Annotated in this window: 12 protein-coding genes; 3 read left to right on the top strand and 9 right to left on the bottom strand. The window is 62.1% G+C overall.

The features are described 5' to 3' along the window. Positions 1–15: 15 nt before the first annotated feature. The 9 genes from glgB to RLCC275e_RS18485 all read right to left on the bottom strand — a co-directional run bounded on the left by glgB (position 16) and on the right by RLCC275e_RS18485 (position 17,066). Complete coding sequence (gene glgB / locus RLCC275e_RS18525) at positions 16–2,223, bottom strand: 1,4-alpha-glucan branching protein GlgB (RefSeq protein ID WP_033179659.1); 2,208 nt, start codon at positions 2,221–2,223, stop codon at positions 16–18. Continuing rightward, a complete protein-coding gene (locus RLCC275e_RS18520) occupies positions 2,220–4,682 on the bottom strand; it encodes a glycogen/starch/alpha-glucan phosphorylase (RefSeq protein ID WP_012758980.1) in 2,463 nt (820 codons plus the stop codon). The genes glgB and RLCC275e_RS18520 overlap by 4 nt, the downstream gene beginning before the upstream one ends. Before the next feature lie 275 nt (positions 4,683–4,957). Then, entirely contained in the window at positions 4,958–6,157 is a 1,200-nt protein-coding gene (locus tag RLCC275e_RS18515) for a pilus assembly protein (RefSeq protein ID WP_033179660.1), read from the bottom strand. A 116-nt stretch (positions 6,158–6,273) separates the two neighbouring features. Further along, entirely contained in the window at positions 6,274–7,152 is an 879-nt protein-coding gene (locus tag RLCC275e_RS18510) for a transglutaminase family protein (RefSeq protein ID WP_033180613.1), read from the bottom strand. A gap of 5 nt (positions 7,153–7,157) precedes the next feature. Continuing rightward, entirely contained in the window at positions 7,158–9,575 is a 2,418-nt protein-coding gene (locus tag RLCC275e_RS18505) for a circularly permuted type 2 ATP-grasp protein (protein ID WP_033179661.1), read from the bottom strand. 38 nt (positions 9,576–9,613) lie between these two features. Then, a complete protein-coding gene (locus RLCC275e_RS18500) occupies positions 9,614–12,940 on the bottom strand; it encodes a transglutaminase family protein (protein ID WP_033179662.1) in 3,327 nt (1,108 codons plus the stop codon). 107 nt (positions 12,941–13,047) lie between these two features. Continuing rightward, on the bottom strand, positions 13,048–14,430 hold the full coding sequence (locus RLCC275e_RS18495; RefSeq protein WP_033179663.1) for a sensor histidine kinase: 1,383 nt from the start codon (positions 14,428–14,430) through the stop codon (positions 13,048–13,050). Next, positions 14,427–15,104, bottom strand: a complete 678-nt coding sequence (locus tag RLCC275e_RS18490; protein ID WP_033179664.1) for a response regulator — start codon at positions 15,102–15,104, stop codon at positions 14,427–14,429. The genes RLCC275e_RS18495 and RLCC275e_RS18490 overlap by 4 nt, the downstream gene beginning before the upstream one ends. A gap of 93 nt (positions 15,105–15,197) precedes the next feature. Beyond that, on the bottom strand, positions 15,198–17,066 hold the full coding sequence (locus RLCC275e_RS18485) for an adenylate/guanylate cyclase domain-containing protein (protein ID WP_033179665.1): 1,869 nt from the start codon (positions 17,064–17,066) through the stop codon (positions 15,198–15,200). Positions 17,067–17,501: 435 nt separating this feature from the next. Between RLCC275e_RS18485 and RLCC275e_RS18480 the strand changes: the two genes are divergently transcribed. From RLCC275e_RS18480 to RLCC275e_RS18470, 3 genes are all read left to right on the top strand, one after another. Continuing rightward, on the top strand, positions 17,502–18,371 hold the full coding sequence (locus RLCC275e_RS18480) for an ornithine carbamoyltransferase (protein WP_033179666.1): 870 nt from the start codon (positions 17,502–17,504) through the stop codon (positions 18,369–18,371). A gap of 183 nt (positions 18,372–18,554) precedes the next feature. Continuing rightward, positions 18,555–19,067, top strand: coding sequence for a GNAT family N-acetyltransferase (locus tag RLCC275e_RS18475; protein WP_033179667.1), 513 nt, complete (start codon positions 18,555–18,557; stop codon positions 19,065–19,067). Positions 19,068–19,156: 89 nt separating this feature from the next. After that, positions 19,157–20,203, top strand: coding sequence for an ABC transporter substrate-binding protein (locus RLCC275e_RS18470; RefSeq protein WP_033179668.1), 1,047 nt, complete (start codon positions 19,157–19,159; stop codon positions 20,201–20,203). Positions 20,204–20,404 lie beyond the last annotated feature (201 nt).

The following is a 20,404-nucleotide window of genomic DNA, read 5'->3' as shown; positions in this document are numbered from 1 at the left end:
TCCTCCCACCAGTCACTAATTTTCAGGTTCAAGCATGATTGTCGCCAAGGGCGGCAAGGTAATCGAGCAGGTAATATTGCCGCCGGCATCGACGGCCTGCACGCGCCCGCCATTGCCCTTGCCGCTGCCGCCGTAGATGTCGGCATCGGTGTTCAGGATTTCCCGCCAGCGACCTGCGGACGGCAGGCGGATCGAGTAATTCTCGCGGTAGACAGGGGTGAAATTGGTGATGACGGCGACCGGCTTCTGGCCCGGGGCCTTGCGCAACCAGGCAAAGACGGAATTCTGGTGGTCGTCGGCGACCAGCCATTCGAAACCTTCGCCCTCGCAGTCACGCTCATGCAGCGCCGGCTTGCTGCGATAGGTGAAATTGAGGTCACGCACCAGGCGCCGCATGCCCTCGTGCATGCGATACTGAAGCAGGTTCCAGTCCAGTGCCTTCTCTTCGCTCCACTCGCTCCACTGGGCGAATTCCTGGCCCATGAACAGCAGCTTCTTGCCGGGATAGCCCCACATATAGGCGTAGTAGGCACGCAGATTGGCGAATTTCTGCCAGTCGTCGCCCGGCATCTTGGCGATCAGCGAGCCTTTTCCATGGACAACCTCGTCATGCGAGAGCGGCAGGACGAAATTTTCCGAATAGGCGTAGAGCAGGCCGAAGGTGAGTTCGTTGTGATGGTGGCCGCGATAGATAGGATCCCGGCTCATGTAGCTCAGCGTGTCGTGCATGAAGCCCATGTTCCACTTGAAGCCAAAACCGAGGCCGCCTTCATGAACGGGCTGCGAGACTTTCGGCCAAGAGGTCGATTCCTCGGCGATGGTCATGACGTTGGAATTTTTGCCATAGATGCGGATGTTGAGATCCTGCAGAAAACGGACCGCTTCGAGGTTCTCGTTGCCGCCATATTCGTTCGGGATCCACTCGCCGTGCTTGCGCGAATAATCGAGGTAGAGCATCGAAGCGACGGCATCGACACGCAGACCGTCGAGGTGGAATTTTTCGGCCCAGTAGAGCGCGTTGTTAACGAGATAGGAAACGACCTCGGTGCGGCCGAAATTGTAAATCGCCGTGCTCCAGTCCGGGTGGAAGCCCTTGCGCGGATCTTCGTGCTCGTAGAGCGCCGTGCCGTCGAACCAGCCGAGACCGTGTTCGTCGGTCGGAAAATGCGCCGGCACCCAGTCGAGGATGACGCCGATGCCGACCTTGTGGCAGCCGTTGACGAAACGGGCAAAACCCTCCGGCTCGCCGAAACGAGCGGTCGGCGCATAGAGGCCGGTCGTCTGGTAACCCCAGGAGGGGTCGTAGGGGTACTCGGTGATCGGCAGGAATTCGATATGAGTGAAGCCCATGTCGGTGCAATAGGGGATGAGGCTGGAGGCGAGCTCGTCCCAAGACAGCATCGTGCCGTCCTGCCGGCGTTGCCAGGAGGCGGCATGCACCTCGTAGATCGAGATCGGCTGGCGGCGCTTGTCGGTCTCGCGCCAGTGCTTCAGATGGGCCTCGTCTTCCCACTCCTGCTCCAGCTCGGCGGCGGTGATCGAGGCGGTCTTCGGTCGGAGCTCGCTGCGCCGTGCAAACGGATCTGCCTTCAGCGGCAGCAATACGCCGTCCTGGCCGCGGATCTCGAACTTGTAGGCAACGCCGATCGGTACGTCAGGGGCAAAGATTTCCCAAATGCCGCTGTCGGCACGGAAGCGCATCACGTGGCGGCGGCCGTCCCAATTGTTGAAATCACCGACGACGGAGACGCGCTGTGCATTCGGCGCCCAGACGGCGAAATGGATGCCCTGGGCGCCGTCATGCTTGATGAGGTGGGCGCCCATCTTGTCGAATAGGCGCAGATGCGAACCCTGGCGGGCGAAATAATCGTCCATCGGTCCGAGCACCGGACCGAAGCTGTAGGGATCGGTGACAGCCCATTCGGCATCGCCGCGCCGGGCGCGGTAACGCACCGGCTGGAGCTTTGTAAGGGAAACCGGGCCGGCAAAGACGCCGTCGGCATGGAGCTGTTTCAGCTCGCCGATAACGCTGCCGTCGAGCGTCATGGCGGTCACCTCCTCCGCGCCAGGGATGAAACATCGGGCGACGAAAGCGTCGCCCGCCTGGTGCACACCGAGGACGGCAAAGGGATTAGAATGCGAGCCGGCAAGGATCGCCGTGATTTCATCTGCCGAAATTTCCCAGGAAAGCTTTACTTCAGGGACGGTCTTCGGCGTTTTCATCCGGCTCTCCAGATTTCGTCTGCATATTGCCTGATGGTACGATCGGAAGAGAACCAGCCCATCCGCGCCGTATTGTTGATCGTCTTGGTGTACCAGGCGGACTGGTTGGTCCAGATCTGGTCGACCTCGCGCTGGGCCTGGGCGTAGGCGTCGAAATCGGCCGCGACCATGAACCAATCATGCGAATAGATGCCGTCGATCAGCGACGTATAGCGGTTGCGGTCATCGGGCGAGAAAACGCCGGAACCGATAGCGGCAAGCGCCTGGGCGAGTTCGCGTGATCCCTCGATGATGGCGCGCGGATTGTGGCCATCGCTGCGGACTTTCGACACCTCGTCGGCCTTGAGACCGAAGATGACGATGTTGTCCTCGCCGACATTGTCGCGCATCTCGACATTGGCGCCATCGAGCGTGCCGATCGTCAGCGCGCCATTGAGGCCGAATTTCATGTTGCCGGTGCCGGATGCTTCCATGCCGGCGGTCGAGATCTGCTCCGAGAGGTCGGCGGCCGGAACCATGACTTCGGCGAGCGAGACATTGTAGTTCGGGACGAAGACGATCTTCAGCAGGCCGCGTACCGACGGATCGTTGTTGATCGTGCGGGAAACGTCGTTGATCAGCTTGATGATGAGCTTGGCATTGTAATAACTCGGCGCCGCCTTGCCGGCGAAGAGTTTCACGCGCGGCACCCAGTCGAGCTCGGGATGCGAACGGATCTGATCGTAGAGCGCGACGGCCTCGATGATATTAAGCAGCTGGCGCTTGTATTCGTGGATACGCTTGATCTGGATGTCGAACATCGCCGACGGATCGAGCTTCACGCCCATGCGGCTGGCGACGAGGTTGGAGAGTGCCACCTTGTTGGCGCGCTTTACCGCTGCGAACTTCTGCTGGAAAGCCGGATCGGAGGAATGCACGTCGAGCGCACGCAGCTTTTCGGCATCATCGAGGAATTCGTCGCCGATGGCCTCGCGGATCAGGCCGGTGAGACCGGGATTGCACTGCTGCAACCAGCGGCGCGGCGTGATGCCGTTGGTCTTGTTGTTGATGCGGTTAGGATAGAGCTTGTGCAGGTCGGCAAAGACCGTGACCTTCATCAGGTCGGTGTGCAGGGCCGAAACGCCGTTGATCGAATGCGAGCCGACGAAAGCCAGGTTGCCCATGCGTACGCGGCGGTCGCCGCTTTCATCGATCAGCGAGATCGAGCGGATTTCCCCATCGGAGAAGTTCTTGCCCTTACGGGCGTCGATCAGGATCTTGGCATTGATCGCATAGATGATCTGCATGTGGCGCGGCAGCAGGCGCTCGAACAGCGGCACCGCCCAGCTTTCCAACGCTTCGGGCAGAAGCGTATGGTTGGTGTAGGAGAAGGTTTGGCGGGTGATTTCCCAGGCTTGGTCGAAATCCATTCCGTGTACGTCACAGAGCAGACGCACGAGTTCGGCGACCGAGACGGCGGGGTGAGTGTCGTTCAGCTGGATCGCCACCTTGTCCGGCAGCGAGGTGAAATCGTCATATTGCTGCAGATGGCGGCGCAGGATGTCCTGCAGCGAGGCCGACGAGAAGAAGAATTCCTGGCGCAGCCGCAGTTCCTGGCCGGCCGGGGTGGCGTCGGCAGGATAGAGAACCCGGGTCAGGCTTTCGGCCTTGTTGCTTTCGCGCAGCGCCCCGATGTGGTCGCCGGCGTTGAAGGCATCGAGCAGGATCGGATCGATCGGTTGCGCCGACCAGAGGCGCAGCGTGTTGACGCGCTTGCCGCGCCAGCCGACGGCCGGCGTGTCGAAGGCGGCGGCGATGACGCGCTCGGCCGGTTTCCAGACGTAGCGCGGCTGGTCGTCATGGGTGGTGATGAATTCGACGGCGCCGCCGAAGCCGATTTCATAGGCGCTTTCGCGGCGTTCGAATTCCCAAGGATTGCCGTGGGCGAGCCAGTTTTCCGGCAGTTCCACCTGCCAGCCGTCGGCCAGCTGCTGGCGGAAGAGGCCGTGGACATAGCGGATGCCGTAGCCATAGGCCGGAACGTCGACCGTTGCCATGCTCTCCATGAAACAGGCAGCCAGACGGCCGAGGCCGCCGTTGCCGAGTGCGGCATCCGGCTCCAGGCCGGCAATGACGTTGACGTCGACGCCGAGCGAGGCGAGTGCATCGCGCACCTCCTCCATCAAGCCGAGGTTGGAAACGGCGTCGCGCATCAGGCGGCCGATCAGGAATTCGAGAGAAAGATAATAGACGCGCTTGGCGCCGGTCGCATAAACCTCGCGGGTGGAAGCCATCCACCTGTCGATGATGCGGTCGCGCACCACCAGGATCGTCGCGGTCAGCCAGTCATGCGGCTTTGCCACCTTGGCATCCTTGCCGATGCGGTAGGTCAGACGTTCGATAATTTCTTCAGCGAGAATTTCCGGCCTTGAACTGCGAGGGGCGGGGGAGGGGATGATCGGCTTGGAAACAGTGTTCATCGTCAGGTCTCGCCAATTTTAATTTTGTTTCAGGATGTTATGCCTGATTCAATCAATTTGTCGCTTGCGCTGGCGACAGTTTATGCATCGTTACTAAGCACTTGCAACAAGGGATTTGGGCAAACGAAAAATTTGCGAAACCTTCATACTCACACGGGTTGAGGGGGTTGATTTCAATCGCTTTTCTCGATCTGATGGGCCGAACGAGCATAACGAAAAGCCGCACCGGTTTGTTCCGGAGCGGCTTTTCGTTTCCTATTTCTCTGGGCGTTGTATCAGTTCGTCAGACGCGTGACCTGATTGGATGCTTTCATGCCGATTTCCTTGAAAGCCTTCAGGAGCGCCGTCATGTCGCCAGCGGGAAAATAGTTGCCCGGCGCTGTCGCGCAATAGCTCAGCAGAGCCTGGCCACGCGCCGGCGCCATAAAGGCAATCGTATAGACCTGCATCTTGGCGTCGCGCGCCTTGTCGCACCACGTCTTCGTTTCGGTGTCGGCGGAGGTATAGTTGTTGTCTCCGTCCGTCATGAAGACGATATATTTTGTCGGAACCTGTCCCGTCTTGTCCACGTGCGCCTTGTCTTCGGCCGCGTCGGCAAGCTTATTATAAGCCGTCTTGAATGCCTCGCCAGAGTCCGTACCGTCGGTCGCCGTCAGCTTGTTGACATATTTGGTGACGTGGGCCGTTCCCCAATCCAGCGCTTTCGCTTTCTGCATCTCGATATTGTAGGAAACGGCACCCGTGCGGACATATTCCTTTTCGGGGTCGACTGCGTCGAGCTCGCCCGTCAGCGTGCCGACGGCAAGCTTCAGGGCTTCGATTTTGGTGTAGTAGTGAGGGCGCGTATCGGTGCAGGTCTTCTTCTTGGTTACGTTGCCGTATCTGTCCTTTTCGCTGCAATCGTAATTGTATTCTTCCGTGGGATCTGACGCGTTGACCGTCGCGGTATCCTCGCCCATTGAGCCGGACCTGTCGAGGACGAGGAACATGGAGACAGAGCCTTGGGTTTGCGAATTGCCGCTGGTCGTCGTGCTCGACGTTGAAATGTTCTGCGTCGTGAACCCGACCGTCTGCATCAGCGGATTGACCGCGATGTCGTAGTCGGGTGAAACCGTCACTTGATAGGATGTCGACTTGCCCGATGTCGTTGTCCGGACATCGACGCCCGTCGTGCTCTTGATATCGATGCCGCTCTGCAGGTAATTCGCCATTTGTCCGGCGACGAAATTCCGCGCGAAGGCCTCGGCCTGCGAGGTTTGGATCGTGCCGTTTGCCAGGGCGGTCGCGGTTGCCAGCGCGGCAGAATCGGCGGCTTCCTGCAATTGCTGTTTCGAGAGCAATAGATCGCCCACCTGGATCGCCATGCCGGCAGCACCAAAAAGGACGGGCAATACGATCGCCGTCATTATACCGAAATTACCGCCACGGTCGCCAAGCATGCGACGCAGGCAGGGATGCAAAAAGGAGGTGCTCATCATGTTCACCCGTATAGGAGGCCCTGTGAGGTGATATTGCGCACGCTCCTTCTTTCCGCTGTCCTTACGGCGTCAATACAATTTTAACGAATCGTCGGATTTTTCCAATTTTGGGATTATTTCAGCGGGATCACGTCGACCGCCTGAACGGCGCGTTGGCCGCCATAACTTTTCAATACGCCGATGACCGGAACGACGTCGGAATAGTCCCGACCATAGGCGACCACGATGTGGTCCGTGCCGGCGGGAATGTCGTTGGTCGGGTCGAGCTCGATCCAGCCGTTCGTCTCACCGCACCAGATCCGCACCCAGGCATGCATGGCGTCCGCCCCTTCCAACCGTTCCTTGCCGGGCGGCGGGATGGTTCGCAGGAAGCCGGAGACGTAGCCGGCCGGAATGCCGAGGCTTCTAAGCGCCAGGATCATGATGTGGGTGAAATCCTGGCAGACGCCGCGCTTCAATCTGAAGGCCTCGAGCGGCGTCGTGTCCACCGTCGTCGCGTCAGGATCGTAGGTGAAATCCTTGTTGATCCGGCTACAGAGCGCATGGGCGATCTGCATCGCCGTCAGATCAGGCACGGCCCAGCTTTGCGCATAGTCGGCGATCTCGCGGGCTTGGGTCAGGCGCGGGCTGTCGCCAAGGAAATGGTGCGGCGAATCCGGCGCCAGCGACCAGATGCCGGCGACCTCCTCCGGCAGGTCGGCAAGCAGCGGCGAGAAATCAGCGGCGATCGGCTGGCTTTCCACCTGCACGCGGGCTTGCATGCGAATGTCGAGCGTCTCGTGCGGCGCGCGCAGCATGAAGGAGGTGGTGGGATGATGGAAGAAATCGACGAAATGCGACTGCTCGTCCGGCGTCGGCGAGATGGTGATCGAGCCGGCGACCAGGCGCTGTCGATTGGTCAGCGACAGCGGCATCAGGCGCATGACGTGGCGAGCGCCGGAGGCCGGCACGTCGTAGATGTAACCCATGTGGAGGGAGAGATCGTAAAGCATCGCCGTCACCCGAGATAAGTCTGGGCGAGCAGATCGGAAAGCTGCTCCAATTCGCGTTCGAGCCGTTGATAGACCTCTACCCCCATGCCCTCCGGCGTCATCACCGCCAGGCCGGAATGGAGCCGCATCGCCTCGCGGTAGAAGGGCGACATCTGGCCGTTGATCAGGGCGTTCGGCAGTTGTTCGACCTCGTGGTGGATCTCGTTCACCTGGAAGAGGACCGAGCGGGGGTTCAGGGGGTCGAGCGCCAAGAGGTCGGTGACGGTCAGCCGCGCTGTGTTGACGTTGTAGCGGCGGCGGTGGGTCATGACGCTGTCGCCGATTTCGAGCAGCATGTCGAGCGCGCCGTCGGGCGCTTCCGGGCCGGACATGTGGCCGAGCAGGCGCGTCATGTGCAGGCCGCGCTCGATATAGCGGCCGAGCGAGAGGAAGCGCCAGCCGGTGAAGCGGTACATGTTCTCGTGCACGAGGCCGGCGAAGCCCGCGAGCTTGCGCAGAAGGATCGTCATCGCATGGCTGGCGTCGTCGCCGGCAGCGACGGTGACATGAAAGCGGCGGGCGGTTTTGGCGAGATCGTTGAGTGCCAGCCAGCCGTCCGGGGAGAAACGGTCGCGGATGTTGCTCGCCGAATAAACGGCGCTGTCGATGTTGCGCAGGAGCGTTTCCGGCACGGGGTCGGCGGTATCGATATCGACGGCGGTGAGGTACTCGGAGACATCGGCGAGCAGCGGTTGGCTCGGATCGGCAGCTTCGGCGTAACGCGCGTGCCAGGCGCGCAGGATGCGCAGCGCGCCTTCGGCGCGTTCGATATATCGGCCGAGCCAGAACAGATTGTCGGCTGCCCGGCTCGGCAGGCTGCCCGGCATGTTGCGGGTGAAGCTGCCCTCGGCCGGCAGCAGCGTGTGGCGCTCGACCGGCTTGTCGCTGACGATCCAGACATCGGCAGCCGCTCCGCCCGACTGCATGGCGATCGCCGCGACATCGGCGCCGGAGCCGATGCGGGCAAAACCGCCGGGCATGATCTGCCAGCCATTTGCGGTGCGGGCGGCGAAGACGCGCAGCGACATCGGCCGCGGCACGAGCTTGCCGTCCACCCAGGCGGGCGTCGTCGAGAGCGTGACGACCTCCTGGCCGACCAGTTTGGGGCCGTCCGAACTCAGCCAGTCGGTGATGGAATCCTTGGCGGCCGCACGCAGCGACGAGCCGAGCACGGATTCGCCGTTGTCGTCGAAGAAGGGTGCCCGGGAATAGGCCGGGCCGATCACCATCTTCTCGATGTTCTTTGCGACGTGCTCACGCTCTTCCTTCTGGCCGCACCACCAGGTGGCGATCGAGGGCAATTGCAGATCTTCCCCCAGCAGACGGTGGCAGATGGTCGGCATGAAGGCCAGAAGCGCCCGGGTTTCGAGAACGCCGGTGCCGAGCGCATTGACGATGGTGAGGCTTTCGGCGCGCAGCGCTTCCACCAGGCCGGGCGTGCCGATATGCGAATTCTGGTTCAGCTCCAGCGGGTCGGCAAAAGCCGAATCGAGACGGCGCCAGAGCACGCCGATCGGCTTCAGGCCGGCGACGGTGCGCACCATGACGCGGCCCTTGACGACGGTGAGGTCCTCGCCTTCGAGTAGCATCAGACCGAGATAGCGGGCGATGTAGGCGTGCTCGTAATAGGTCTCGTTGGCAGGGCCGGGCGTCAGCACGGCGATGCGGTCGTCGCCCGAATGCTTCATACCCTGCAGTGCGTCGCGGAAGGCGCCGAAGAAGGAGGCGAGGCGGTGGACCGGGGTTTCGGCGTAGATATCCGAGAAGGCCCGGGTCGTCGCGACGCGGCTTTCCAGCGCGAAGCCGGCGCCTGACGGTGCCTGCGTCCTGTCGGCCAGCACCCACCAGTTGCCGTCAGGTCCGCGGCCGATCTCGAAGGCGCAGAAATGCAGATAATGGCCGGAGCCCGGCCGGATGCCGGCGAGCGGGCGCTGGAATTCGGGATTGGCGGCCATCAACGCCGGCGGCAGGACCCCTTCCTCCACCAGCCGGTTGTCGCCGTAGATATCGGCAACAATCGCCTCCAGCAGGTCGGCGCGCTGGACGAGGCCCGCCGACAGCGTCTTCCATTCGCGCTCGTCGATCAGCACCGGGATATGCGAGATCGGCCAGGCGCGTTCGCCGGTGCCCTTGCTGCCATAGGCGCGGTAGAAGACGCCGGCATCGCGCAAATAACGGTCGGCGCGGGCAAAACGCTCGGCGAGATCCTTTGCCGGCATTGCGCTCAGATGCGAGAGGAAATTTTGCCAGACGGGGCGGACCGCGCCTTTGTTGTCGACCATCTCGTCAGCGGTGCCAGGAAGCGGCGCGTAGCCGAAGGCCGCACCCTTGCCGATGCGGACCTCTGCCTCTCCCCTGCGCTCCGCTGCCGGCCTCTTACCCATCAAAACTGAACCCCAACCCCCGGCGCTAACCCTCGGTCTTAAATTCCGGCGGGCCGCCTCAGATCCAGCGTCAGCGGGAATTCAAGCGAACCCGTCTCGGCGTGCGGGATATAACCGCCCGCCGTATGTCCCCACGGCTCGAAGCGGGCGAGCCGCCTTGCTTCCGCTTCGTTGCTGTTGACCGGGAAGGTGTCATAGGTCCGGCCGCCCGGATGGGCAACATGATAGATGCAGCCGCCGATCGAACGCTTCGACCATGTATCATAAATGTCGAAAGTCAAAGGCGTGTTGATCGGCAAGACAGGATGCAGACCGGAAGACGGTTGCCACGCCTTGTAACGGACGCCGGCGACCGACACGCCGGCGGTGCCGGTCGGCGTCAGCGGCAGGGTGCGGCCATTGCAGGTGACGGTGTAACGCGCGGTATTGCTGGTTTCGAGCCGCACCTGAAGGCGTTCGACGGAGCTGTCGACGTAGCGGGCGGTGCCGCCCGGCGCGCCTTCCTCGCCCATGACGTGCCATGGCTCCAGCGCCTGGCGCAGTTCCAGCTTCGAGCCCTCGTATTCGACCTCGCCGCAGAAGGGGAAGCGGAATTCGAGCTGGGCCTTGAACCATTCCGGGCTGACGTCGAAGCCATTTTGGCGAAGGTCGGCAAGCACGTCGAGGAAGTCGGCCCAGACGAAATGCGGCAGCATGAAGCGGTCGTGCAGGGTCGTACCCCAGCGGACGAATTTGCCATCGACCGGGTTAACCCAGAAGCGGGCGATCAGCGCGCGCACCAGCAATTGCTGGGCAAGCGACATGCGCGCGTTCGGCGGCATCTCGAAGCCACGGAACTCGATGAGGCCGAGCCGTCCGGTCGGGCCGTCGGGCGAGAACAGCTTGTCGATGCAGATCTCGGCGCGGTGGGTGTTGCCGGTGACATCGGTCAAAAGGTTGCGGAACAGGCGGTCGACGAGCCAGGGCAGCGGTTGCTGGCCGCTGCCGGGGGCAGCGATCTGCGCCATGGCGATCTCCAGCTCATAGAGACTGTCGTGACGAGCCTCGTCGATGCGCGGCGCCTGGCTGGTCGGGCCGATGAACATGCCGGAGAAGAGGTAAGAGAGTGAGGGATGGCGCTGCCAGTGGAGGATCACGCTCTTCAAGAGATCGGGACGGCGCAGGAAGGGGCTGTTGTTCGGATTGGCCGCGCCGACGACGACATGGTTGCCGCCGCCGGTGCCGGTGTGGCGACCGTCGATCATGAACTTGTCCGCGCCGAGCCGGGTGGCGCGCGCTTCCTCGTAGATCGCGGTCGTAATGTCGACGCAGTCCCTCCAGTTCGAGGCCGGATGAATGTTGACCTCGATGACGCCGGGATCCGGGGCGACGCGGATGACGTTGATGCGCTCGTCCTGCGGCGGCGGATAACCTTCGATATGGACGGGAAGCTTGAGTTCGGCTGCGGCGTTTTCGGCTGCGGCGATCAGCTCGAGATAATCCTCGATGCGCTCAACCGGCGGCATGAAGATGCAGAGCCTGCCGTCGCGCGGCTCGACCGACATCGCGGTGCGCACGGCACCGCGGAGTTCGCCGAGCGTCTGTTCGACACGGCCGCGATTGCTCTCGTCGGCGTGGAAAGAGGCTTCCGGCATGGCGCGGCCGGCCGGTACAAAGACATCAGGCAGCGGTTCGCGCGGGATCGTCGGATCGGCGGGGTGGATATAGGGGTAACGCGCCGGGGCAACATAGGGCAACGTGCCGAGCGGCAGGCGGTAACCGATCGGACTGTCGCCCGGGACGAGGAAGATCTTGCCGCGGCGGGTGCGCCATTTCTCGCTGACCCAGACTCGGCTTTCCGCGGCCTTGGCGTTCCATGCCTGGACCGGAAGAATGTAGCCGGTCGCGACGGTCAGGCCGCGGGCGAAGACGCGGGCGATGCGGTTGCGTTCCTCAGGATCTTTCAGCTTCGAATTCGCCGGATCGACATTTTCGGGAAGGTTGCCTTCCTTGATGATCCAGTCGGCCGGATCTTCATAGGCCGGCTGCACCATGTCAGGCTTGATCGCCAGCTCCTTGGCGATCGCCGTCAGGAGCTTTTCGGCATCCTCGGCGGTGACGCCGGTATCCTTGCCTTCGGCGGCGACCAGATCGAGGTTCTGCCAGACCGGCTTGCCGTCGCGGCGCCAGTAGAGCGAGAAGGTCCAGCGCGGCAGGCTTTCGCCCGGATACCATTTGCCCTGGCCGTAATGCAGGAAACCGCCGGGGGCGAAGCGTTCTTGCAGCTTGCGGATCAGGACGTCAGCCTTTTCGCGCTTGGTCGGGCCGACCGCGGCGGTGTTCCACTCCTCGGACTGGAAATCGTCGATCGAAACGAAGGTCGGTTCGCCGCCCATCGTCAGATGCACGTCCTCGGCCTCGAGGACACGGTCGACCTTCTCGCCGAGTTCGTTGAGTTCGTCCCAGCTTTCATCGGAGAAGGGCTTGGTGATGCGCGGGTGCTCGGCGACGCGCGAGACCTTCATGTCGAAGGCGAATTCGGTTTCGGCCTCGCCGAAATAACCGCCGGAAATCGGAGCGGCATTTCGGAAATGCGGTGTGGCGGCAAGCGGGATATGGCTTTCGCCGGTCAGCAGGCCGGAGGTCGGATCGAGGCCGACCCAGCCGGCGCCGGGCAGATAGACTTCTGCCCAGGCATGCAGGTCGGTGAAATCGACTTCGGTGCCGGAGGGGCCGTCGAGCGCCTTCAGGTCCGGCGTCAGCTGGATGAGGTAACCGGAGACGAAGCGGGCGGCAAGGCCGAGATGGCGAAGGATCTGGACGAGCAGCCAGCTGGTGTCGCGGCAAGAGCCTTTGGCGGTTTCCAGCGTCTCCTCCGGCGTCTGCACGCCGGTTTCCATGCGGATGACATAGCCGATCTGCCGCTGCAGGCGGGCATTCAAGCCGACGATCATATCGACCGTCGGCTGGTCGGGCGACCAGTCCAGCGTCGGCAGCAGCGCCTTCAGGCGCGGACCGGCCGGCTCCGGCGTCATGTAGATCGACAGATCCTCCTGGATCGTTTCAGGGTATCCGAAGGGCCACTTGGTCGCCTCTTCCTCGACGAAGAAGTCGAAGGGATTATAGACCGTCATGTCGGCGACGAGATCGACCTCGATCTTGAACTCCGTCACCGGATCCGGAAAGACATAGCGGGCAAGGTAATTGCCGTATGGGTCCTGCTGCAGGTTGACGAAATGGTTGGAGGGCGTGACCTTCAGCGAGTGGCTGAGCACCCGTGTCTTCGAATGCGAGGCAGGTTTCAGCCGGATGATCTGTGGGCCGAGGCGGACCGGCTTGTCATAGGTGTAGTGCGTCAGATGATAGATACTGGCTTTGATCGACATATTTCTTTTTATCCGGCGCGCATCGTCGTGCGGCTTGCTGTTCCCAAAAAGCACTGTGTGCAATGCAGCGAAAGAAAGCAAGGTGGAAGGTCAAGGGGCCGACGGCTTTACGCCGCCTTGGTAAATGTGACGGCAGCCTTCAGGCCCCTGCCGTCCTTGCCCGGCTCCAGCGTCAGGGCGGCGTTGAAAAGATTGGCGATTTCATCGACGATCGGCAGGCCTAGGCCGGCGCCCGGCGCACCTGTCTCATTGCCGCGCGAAAAACGCCCACGCACCGCCTCCAGCTTCTCGCGCGGAATGCCGGGGCCGTTGTCCTCGACTTCGAGGCGGATCGTCTCTGACGCGGCGATGATGCGGACGGTGACCTCGGCTCCCTTGCCGGCATAAGCGATGGCATTGCCGGCAAGGTTGCGCAGCATTTCGCCGATCAGCAGCGGCTCGGCGCGGACCATCGCCGAGCTTTCGCCCTCAAAGCCGAGATCGATGCCGGCGACGGCGGCCGTCGGGATCTGCTCGCCGGTGATCTCCTGGGCGATGGCGGCAAGATCGATGGCGGAGGCGGTCAGTGCCTCCTTGGCGGTGGCGGCGTCGATCTTCGCCATCAGGAGAAGTTGGGCGAGGATGCGTTCGGCATGCGCCACGGCCTGATCGCCCTTCAGTGCCGCCGCCTGCGCCTCATCAAGCGAGCCGGCGCGGGCGGAAAGGGCGAGCTGGGTGCGGATGATCGCCAGCGGGGTGCGTAGCTGATGGCTGGCATTGCCGGTGAAATGGCGAAGCGCATCCAGCGCCGACTGCAGGCGGACCATGAAGGAATTCACCGTTTCGACCAGCGGCTCGACCTCGCTCGGCACGGTCTGCTTAATCGGATGCAGGTCATCGGGGCTGCGTTCGCCGATGGCGTCGCCGAGCTTGTAGAGCGGGCGGAGCGCCACCGTGACCGAGATCCACACGATGACGGCCGCGCCCGCGATCATGAAGGCGAGGCGGAGTGCGGAGCGGACGAGAATCGCCTGCGCCAACTGGCGGCGGGCGATGGTGGTTTCGGCGACCGTCACGACAAAGGGTACGGACCGGATACCCGTCGAGGCCGAGCGTTCGAGCGTGGCGATGCGAATCGGCTCGTCGCGGAAGCTATCGTCGGCGAAGGCGGCCGCATCGCCCGGCGTCTTCTTCAGGACCGGCAGGGACTGGTAGCCGGTGATGAATTGGCCCGGCGGGCCGTCGACGCGGTAGAAGACGCGATCCTGCGCGGCCGAAGTCAGCATCTCAAGCGCGACATAGGGGATATCGACCTGCAGCGTGCCGTCTTCGGCGACGACGACGCGCTCGGCGATCGCCAGCGCTGAGCCGGCGAGCACACGGTCGGAAACGATATTCGAGGTCTGGACAGCCTCGCGATAGGTATCGGCGAGCGCCAGTGTGCCGATGACGGCTGTCGAGACGAGCAGCCAGAAGAGCAGCCGGCGCCTGAGGGAATAGGCGGCTTTCATGAGGCCTCGGGCAGCTTGTCGAGATAATAGCCGATGCCGCGGGCGGTCTTCACGGTCAAGCCGTGCGGCGAGAGGCGCTTTCGCAGGCGGCTGACATATTGCTCGATGGCGTTTGCGGAAATGTCGTCGTCGAAGGCGGTCAGCGATTGAATGATCGCCTCCTTGGCAACGACCTTGCCGGCTCGCATGAAGAGGATTTCGAGCAGGCCGAGCTCGCGGGCGGGAATATCGAGCGGCGTGGGGCCCGATGAAAAGGTGCGGGAATTGAGATCGAAGGAGATGCCGCCGAAGCTGACCGTCGCCGAGCGCAGCCCGGCCTGGCGGCGCAGCAACACGCGCACGCGGGCCTCGAATTCGGCGATGTCGAAGGGCTTGATCAGATAATCGTCGGCGCCGAGATCGAGACCCTTCACCCGCTCTTCCGGCGTGCCGCGCGCGGTCAGGATGAGAACGGCCGCCTGGTTCTGCCGGGCGCGCATGGCGCGCAGCACGTCGAGCCCGTCCATCTCGGGTAGGTTGAGGTCGAGGATCACCAGATCGAAATTTTCCGCGGCGATGACCGCATTGGCAGACGCACCATCATGCACGACATCAACGGCATGGCCCGTGCCGCGCAAGATCGCCGACAGGCCGTCGGCCAGCGCGATATTGTCTTCGGTGAGCAGGATGCGCACGGATGTCCCCCTGTTTTCATAGGAGATTACAGAGGTGCTGACACGATGTCACAGCGATTTTGAAGATTGGGTGAACGCCTGGAAAGACCGGCGTTAGCTTCCGGTCCTTTCGATCCGTTCGCGCTGCATCATTGCGGCGGTGAGCAACTTCCGGAAGCGGGGATCGTCGCGGATGTTGTCGAGATCGGAATCATTGTCGAACCATTTTATATGGTAGACGGAGCTGTTCGGCAGCAGCTTCTCCAGCAGATCGATCGCCTGGTCGACGTCGCCGAGAACGGAATAGACGCAGGCGAGATTATACTGCGCGACGATGTCATCAGGATCGATGGCGATCGCACGAGCCGCCCAGTCGCGTGCCCTTGTCGCGTCGCCCATGTGGGCAAGCGCCAGCGCGCCGCGATGGGCGGGGCCGGAATTTTCCGGATTGAGGTTGAGGGCGCGTTCGGCGCGCAGCAGGCCGAGGCGCGCCCAGTTCTCCGTATCCAGCACCCGGCCGAGCGAGCGGTAGGCGGACATCAGGTGGATCGGCGAGACGTAGTCGTCCGGACGGATTGCGGCGGCGCGGGTGAAATATTGCACCGATTCGGCAAAGTTGCCGTGCATGAAGAAGAACCGGGCATAATGGAAATTCGCCTCGAAGAGGTTCGGGTCGAGCGCCAGGGCACGTTCGAAGGCCGCGGCCGCCCTATCGTCATAGCCGCTCTGATGCAAAGCGAGACCATGGGAGGCGTGGGCTTCGGGAAGGTCGGGATCAAGCGCCAGGGCACGGGCGCTCATCTCGAGGATGCGCCTCAGCGGCACGTCGTCAGGTGCCCAATCGCGGATCGCCGCGTCGCAATCGGCGATGCCGGCGTAGGCGCGGGCATAATCCGGATCGAGCTCGACCGCCTTGCAGAACATGCGCCTTGCGAGCTGGAGATAGGATTTGGTCCAGGTGTGGGAGAGCTGGCGGCCCCTGAGATAATAGGTGTAGGCCTCGACATTGGCGGTCGGCTCAGTCGCAATCGCCTTCTTCTCTTCCGGCAGCAGACGCACCTTCAACTGGCCGACGATCGCATGGGTGATCTCGTCCTGGATGGCGAAGATGTCGGTCATGTCGCGGTCGTAACGCTCGGCCCAGAGATGGTCGCCATTGGCGGTATCGATCAGCTGGCCGGAAATGCGCACGCGATTGCCGACGATGCGCACACTTCCCTCGAGCACGTAGCGCACGCCAAGCTCCTGAGCGAGCCGCTTCACCTTTACCGATATGCCCTTGTAGGTGAAGATCGTATTGCGCGGCACGACGTGCAGGCTGGAGATCTTGGAGAGATCGGTGATGATATCTTCGGTAATGCCGTCGGAGAAGTAATCCTGATCGGCATCGCCGCTCATATTGGTGAAGGGCAGCACCGCGATGAAGCAGGTATTGCGGTTCTGCGCGACCAATCTGGCGGAGGAAGGCGGCGCCAAGCTGACGGTATAGACCTGAACAGGCTGCCGGATGTTCTTCAGCATATGCTCGCCGATGAATTCGAAGCCGAGATTGAGGCGTGAGCCGACCTGATCGCGCACCGAGGCCGACACAGCGATGCCGCCCGGCGCTGCGATACGCTCAAGCCTGGCGGCGAGATTGACGCCATCTCCGAATATGTCGCCGTTCTCAACCACGACGTCTCCGAGATTGATGCCGATGCGGAATTCGACGCGCTCGTCCTTGGGCACGTTCTCGTTGCGGGCCGCCATGCTGCGCTGGATCTCGGCGGCGCAGGCGACCGCATTCACCACGCTCTGGAATTCGGCAAGGATGCCGTCGCCGGTGAGTTTGACGATCCGGCCCTTGTAGTCTGATATACGAATATCGACCAGCTCACAGCGATGGCGGTTCAGCGCCTGCAACGTGCCGGATTCATCGATGCCCATCAGCCGGCTGTAGCCGACGACATCAGCAGCGAGAATAGCGCTCAGTCGTCGTTCCATGACCCCTCCCATGGATCTTCCCAGTTTAGTCTAGCTTTTTATAGAGTTTTTGTCGCGTAAAGTCGTCCCCCGAATAAGAAATTCGGGCGGTTTCGACGTTTTTGGCGCGGCAGCGCGACCATATAACGTCGTCGATCTTCATCAATACTCTATATGGGTGAAGGATTGAGCCGATCCCTAATCCTTTGTGATGAAAAGGGGATTCCAATCGGAGAAAGCGAGAGTGTTCTGCTTCGGTCGATACTTCCCGGATCGGCATCATAATACTGATCGCCGATCGATTTAAGGCTTGAGCGGACCCAGTGGCACGGCTTGGAAGACGAATCGCGAGGTAACCCAACACGGTATGCACTGTGATTCGCCGTTGCTTCGGCGATTGCCGTGAGGCCAGTGAAGGTTATTGTGGCGACGTTTCATGCCCGACGGAGATTTTTGATGACAGGGTCGGCCCGGAATTTTCTGGAGTTTCATGATGTTCCGGAGGTCGGGCTTCGATCGATTGTCGCTCGCGCCGGTGAACTGGCAAAAGCCTGGGATGATCGTGCGATGCCGCAGACCCTTGCGGGAAAACGCGTCGCGCTGATTGTCGACGACGGCGGCTGGCGCAATACGACCGCCTTCGATCTCGGCATCCAGGCGATGGGTGGTATCTGCGTGCATGTGCCGATCGGCTTCAATACCAGGGAGGAAACCGGCGATCTCTCGGGTTATCTCGGCAACTGGTTCGACATGCTGGTGATCCGCACCAAAGAGCTTGCGACGTTGAAGGCAGTGGCGGCAGTCTCGCCGGTGCCTGTCATCAATGCGCGCTCACGCTCCAACCACCCTTGCGAGACGCTCGGCGATCTTGCCTATATCAACAGCCGGCGCGGCTCGATCGACAGGTTGAAGGTCGTTGGCGTGGCGGCGGACGCAAATATCCTCCGTTCCTGGGCCGAGGCGTCGATCGTATTGCCGATCGAGGTGGTGCAGGTCTATCCCGAACGCTGGCACATCCGTGACGCCGCGTTGTTCAACGGACGCTTCCGCGCGAGTACCGATATGGGCGAGCTATCGGATGCCGATGTCGTCATCACCGATTCATGGCCGGGCGATGGCCCCTCGGACGCACTCGCCGGCTATCGGATCGGGACCGATGTGCTCGATCGTTTGCCGGAGGATGCGATCTTCCTGCCGTGCCCGCCGGTTACACGCGGCCAGGAAGTGACGGCCGAAGCGATGGAGCATCCGCTTTGCCGAAGCCGTGACGCCAAGGCTTTTCTGCTGCACGCGCAGAATGCGCTGATGGAATGGCTCGCCGCCTAGAACAGGATGATTTTAGGCCGGGTGGGCCTAAAATCTGAATCCTGTTCCCCATTATATAGTTAGAGCATGATGTCGTCCGAAAACCGCTTCGCACTTTTCCTGGTATTGCTCTAATCCGGCCTTCGATCTCCACCGCGCAGTATGTTCGTGATAGAAGCGGTGAGGGATCGGGAGGTTTGGCAGATGGGAGAGTTGACGATCGAGCTCGCGAAAAGTCCGGCAGAGATCGCCGCCGTGCGAGATCTCTGCCGATCATTCCGGCAATGGCTCTATGACAATTATCCCCAGCATCGGTCGGTGATCGATCTCTATTACAATCCGCAAAAGTTCGAGGCGCTGCTCATCGACCTGCCGCAGATTCACGCAAGGCCGAAGGGCGCGATCTTCGTGGCGCGGCTCGACGGAGAGCCTGTCGGCTGCGTCATGCATCACGAGCAGGCGCCTGACATTGCTGAGATGAAAAGGCTTTTCGTCTCGGCCGCCGCTCGCGGTCATGGTGTTGCCGTTGCGCTCTGCGAGGCATCGATCACCCAGGCGAGAGCTGACGGCTATCACTCGATGCGGCTTGACACCGGCATTTTTCAGACGGCAGCGCAGGGGCTCTATCGGCGCCTCGGCTTCCGGGAGCGGAATGCTTACTATAAGGTCCCGCCGGAGCTCGAACAGATCCTGCTCTTCTTCGAGCGGGAACTGTGATCCCGTCACGCACCGCCTGCCGCCTCGGCCGCGCCCTTGCTCCTCCCGGCGTGCTCAGGCATTGTTGCTGCATGAGGAGAGCTTTCATCTTGCTGCTGGCGTTCTGGCCGGGTTTTGCCTTGGCGGATCAGGCCTTCTATCCGGCAAAATCGGGCAATGCCAATGCGCCGGTGCTGACGGTTTATTCCTCGCTCGACGAGCCCCTGGCGCAGCCGATGATCCGGGGTTTCCAGGAGGCCAATCCCGATGTCGCGGTCAAATATGAGGACATGCTGACCGGCGACATTTACGACCGCATCGTCCGGGAGACGGATGCCGGCAAGAAGACGGCGGATTTCGCCTTTTCGTCGGCGATGGACCTGCAGGTGAAGCTTTCCAACGACGGATATGCGCAGGTCAGCAACCTGCCGATGAGTGCGCCATGGCCGAAATGGGCGAACTGGCGCAACACCGCCTATGCGCTCACCTTCGAGCCGGCGGTGTTCGTCTATCACAAGCCGAGCTTTGCCCATGAGCCGGTGCCGAGTTCGCGGGCTGAATTCGTCGATTATCTGAAACGCAAGGGCAACGACGTCTATGGGCGGATCGGCACCTACGATATCGAGCGCTCCGGCGTCGGCTTTCTTTTCATGGCGCGCGACCAGGAGCAGTTCGGCGACATCTGGTCGGTGATCGGGGCGATGGGGGCTGCCGGCGTCAAGCTTTATTCGACGAGTTCGGCGATCCTCGAACGCGTTGCCGACGGGCGCTTCGTGCTCGGCTACAATATTCTCGGCTCCTATGCGGCCGACTGGGCGTCGCGCTATCCCGATGTCGGCATCGTGCTGCCGAAGGATTATACCGTGGTGATGTCGCGGATCGGGCTGGTGCCGCAGGCCGCCGCCGATCCGGAGCTCGGTCGGCGTTACCTTACCTTCTTCATGTCGAGGGAAGGGCAGACGATCATGGCGCGCGAGCTGCAGATCCCGGCCGTCAGCCCCGAGGTGGCAGGGGAGAATACCGCCAATACGCTGCAGGAACTGCTCGGCGCCCAACTGCGGCCGGTGCCGGTCAGCCCCGGGCTGATGGTCTATCTCGACCAGGTGAAGCGGGCGCGGCTGATCGCGCATTGGAACGAGGTTCTGCGGATGCAGTGAAGGCGCTTTCGGTGGGCTTCGCCTTATAGCGCTTTGGATCGCTCCGCCTGGAGCTCTCGCCAGATGGGGCTCGCGGCCATGCTTCGCGGCGGCTGGAAGTACTGGCCATCCGGCAGCGAAGAACCGGGATTTAGATCGGCAGCTGCCAATTACGGCAAAAAAGTGTCCCGTCCTTCTGGATATCTCACCGATGTCAGCTAA

Source organism: Rhizobium brockwellii (genome assembly GCF_000769405.2).
Lineage (GTDB): Bacteria > Pseudomonadota > Alphaproteobacteria > Rhizobiales > Rhizobiaceae > Rhizobium > Rhizobium brockwellii.
This window is presented reverse-complemented; position numbering and strand designations above follow the sequence as displayed.

Bases quoted from the DNA above. Each gene is read 5' to 3' on its own strand.
- glgB (WP_033179659.1), bottom strand. From the start codon at position 2,223: ATGAAAACGCCGAAGACCGTCCCTGAAGTAAAGCTTTCCTGGGAAATT.
- RLCC275e_RS18520 (WP_012758980.1), bottom strand. From the start codon at position 4,682: ATGAACACTGTTTCCAAGCCGATCATCCCCTCCCCCGCCCCTCGCAGT.
- RLCC275e_RS18515 (WP_033179660.1), bottom strand. From the start codon at position 6,157: ATGAGCACCTCCTTTTTGCATCCCTGCCTGCGTCGCATGCTTGGCGAC.
- RLCC275e_RS18510 (WP_033180613.1), bottom strand. From the start codon at position 7,152: ATGCTTTACGATCTCTCCCTCCACATGGGTTACATCTACGACGTGCCG.
- RLCC275e_RS18505 (WP_033179661.1), bottom strand. From the start codon at position 9,575: ATGGGTAAGAGGCCGGCAGCGGAGCGCAGGGGAGAGGCAGAGGTCCGC.
- RLCC275e_RS18500 (WP_033179662.1), bottom strand. From the start codon at position 12,940: ATGTCGATCAAAGCCAGTATCTATCATCTGACGCACTACACCTATGAC.
- RLCC275e_RS18495 (WP_033179663.1), bottom strand. From the start codon at position 14,430: ATGAAAGCCGCCTATTCCCTCAGGCGCCGGCTGCTCTTCTGGCTGCTC.
- RLCC275e_RS18485 (WP_033179665.1), bottom strand. From the start codon at position 17,066: ATGGAACGACGACTGAGCGCTATTCTCGCTGCTGATGTCGTCGGCTAC.
- RLCC275e_RS18480 (WP_033179666.1), top strand. From the start codon at position 17,502: ATGACAGGGTCGGCCCGGAATTTTCTGGAGTTTCATGATGTTCCGGAG.
- RLCC275e_RS18475 (WP_033179667.1), top strand. From the start codon at position 18,555: ATGGGAGAGTTGACGATCGAGCTCGCGAAAAGTCCGGCAGAGATCGCC.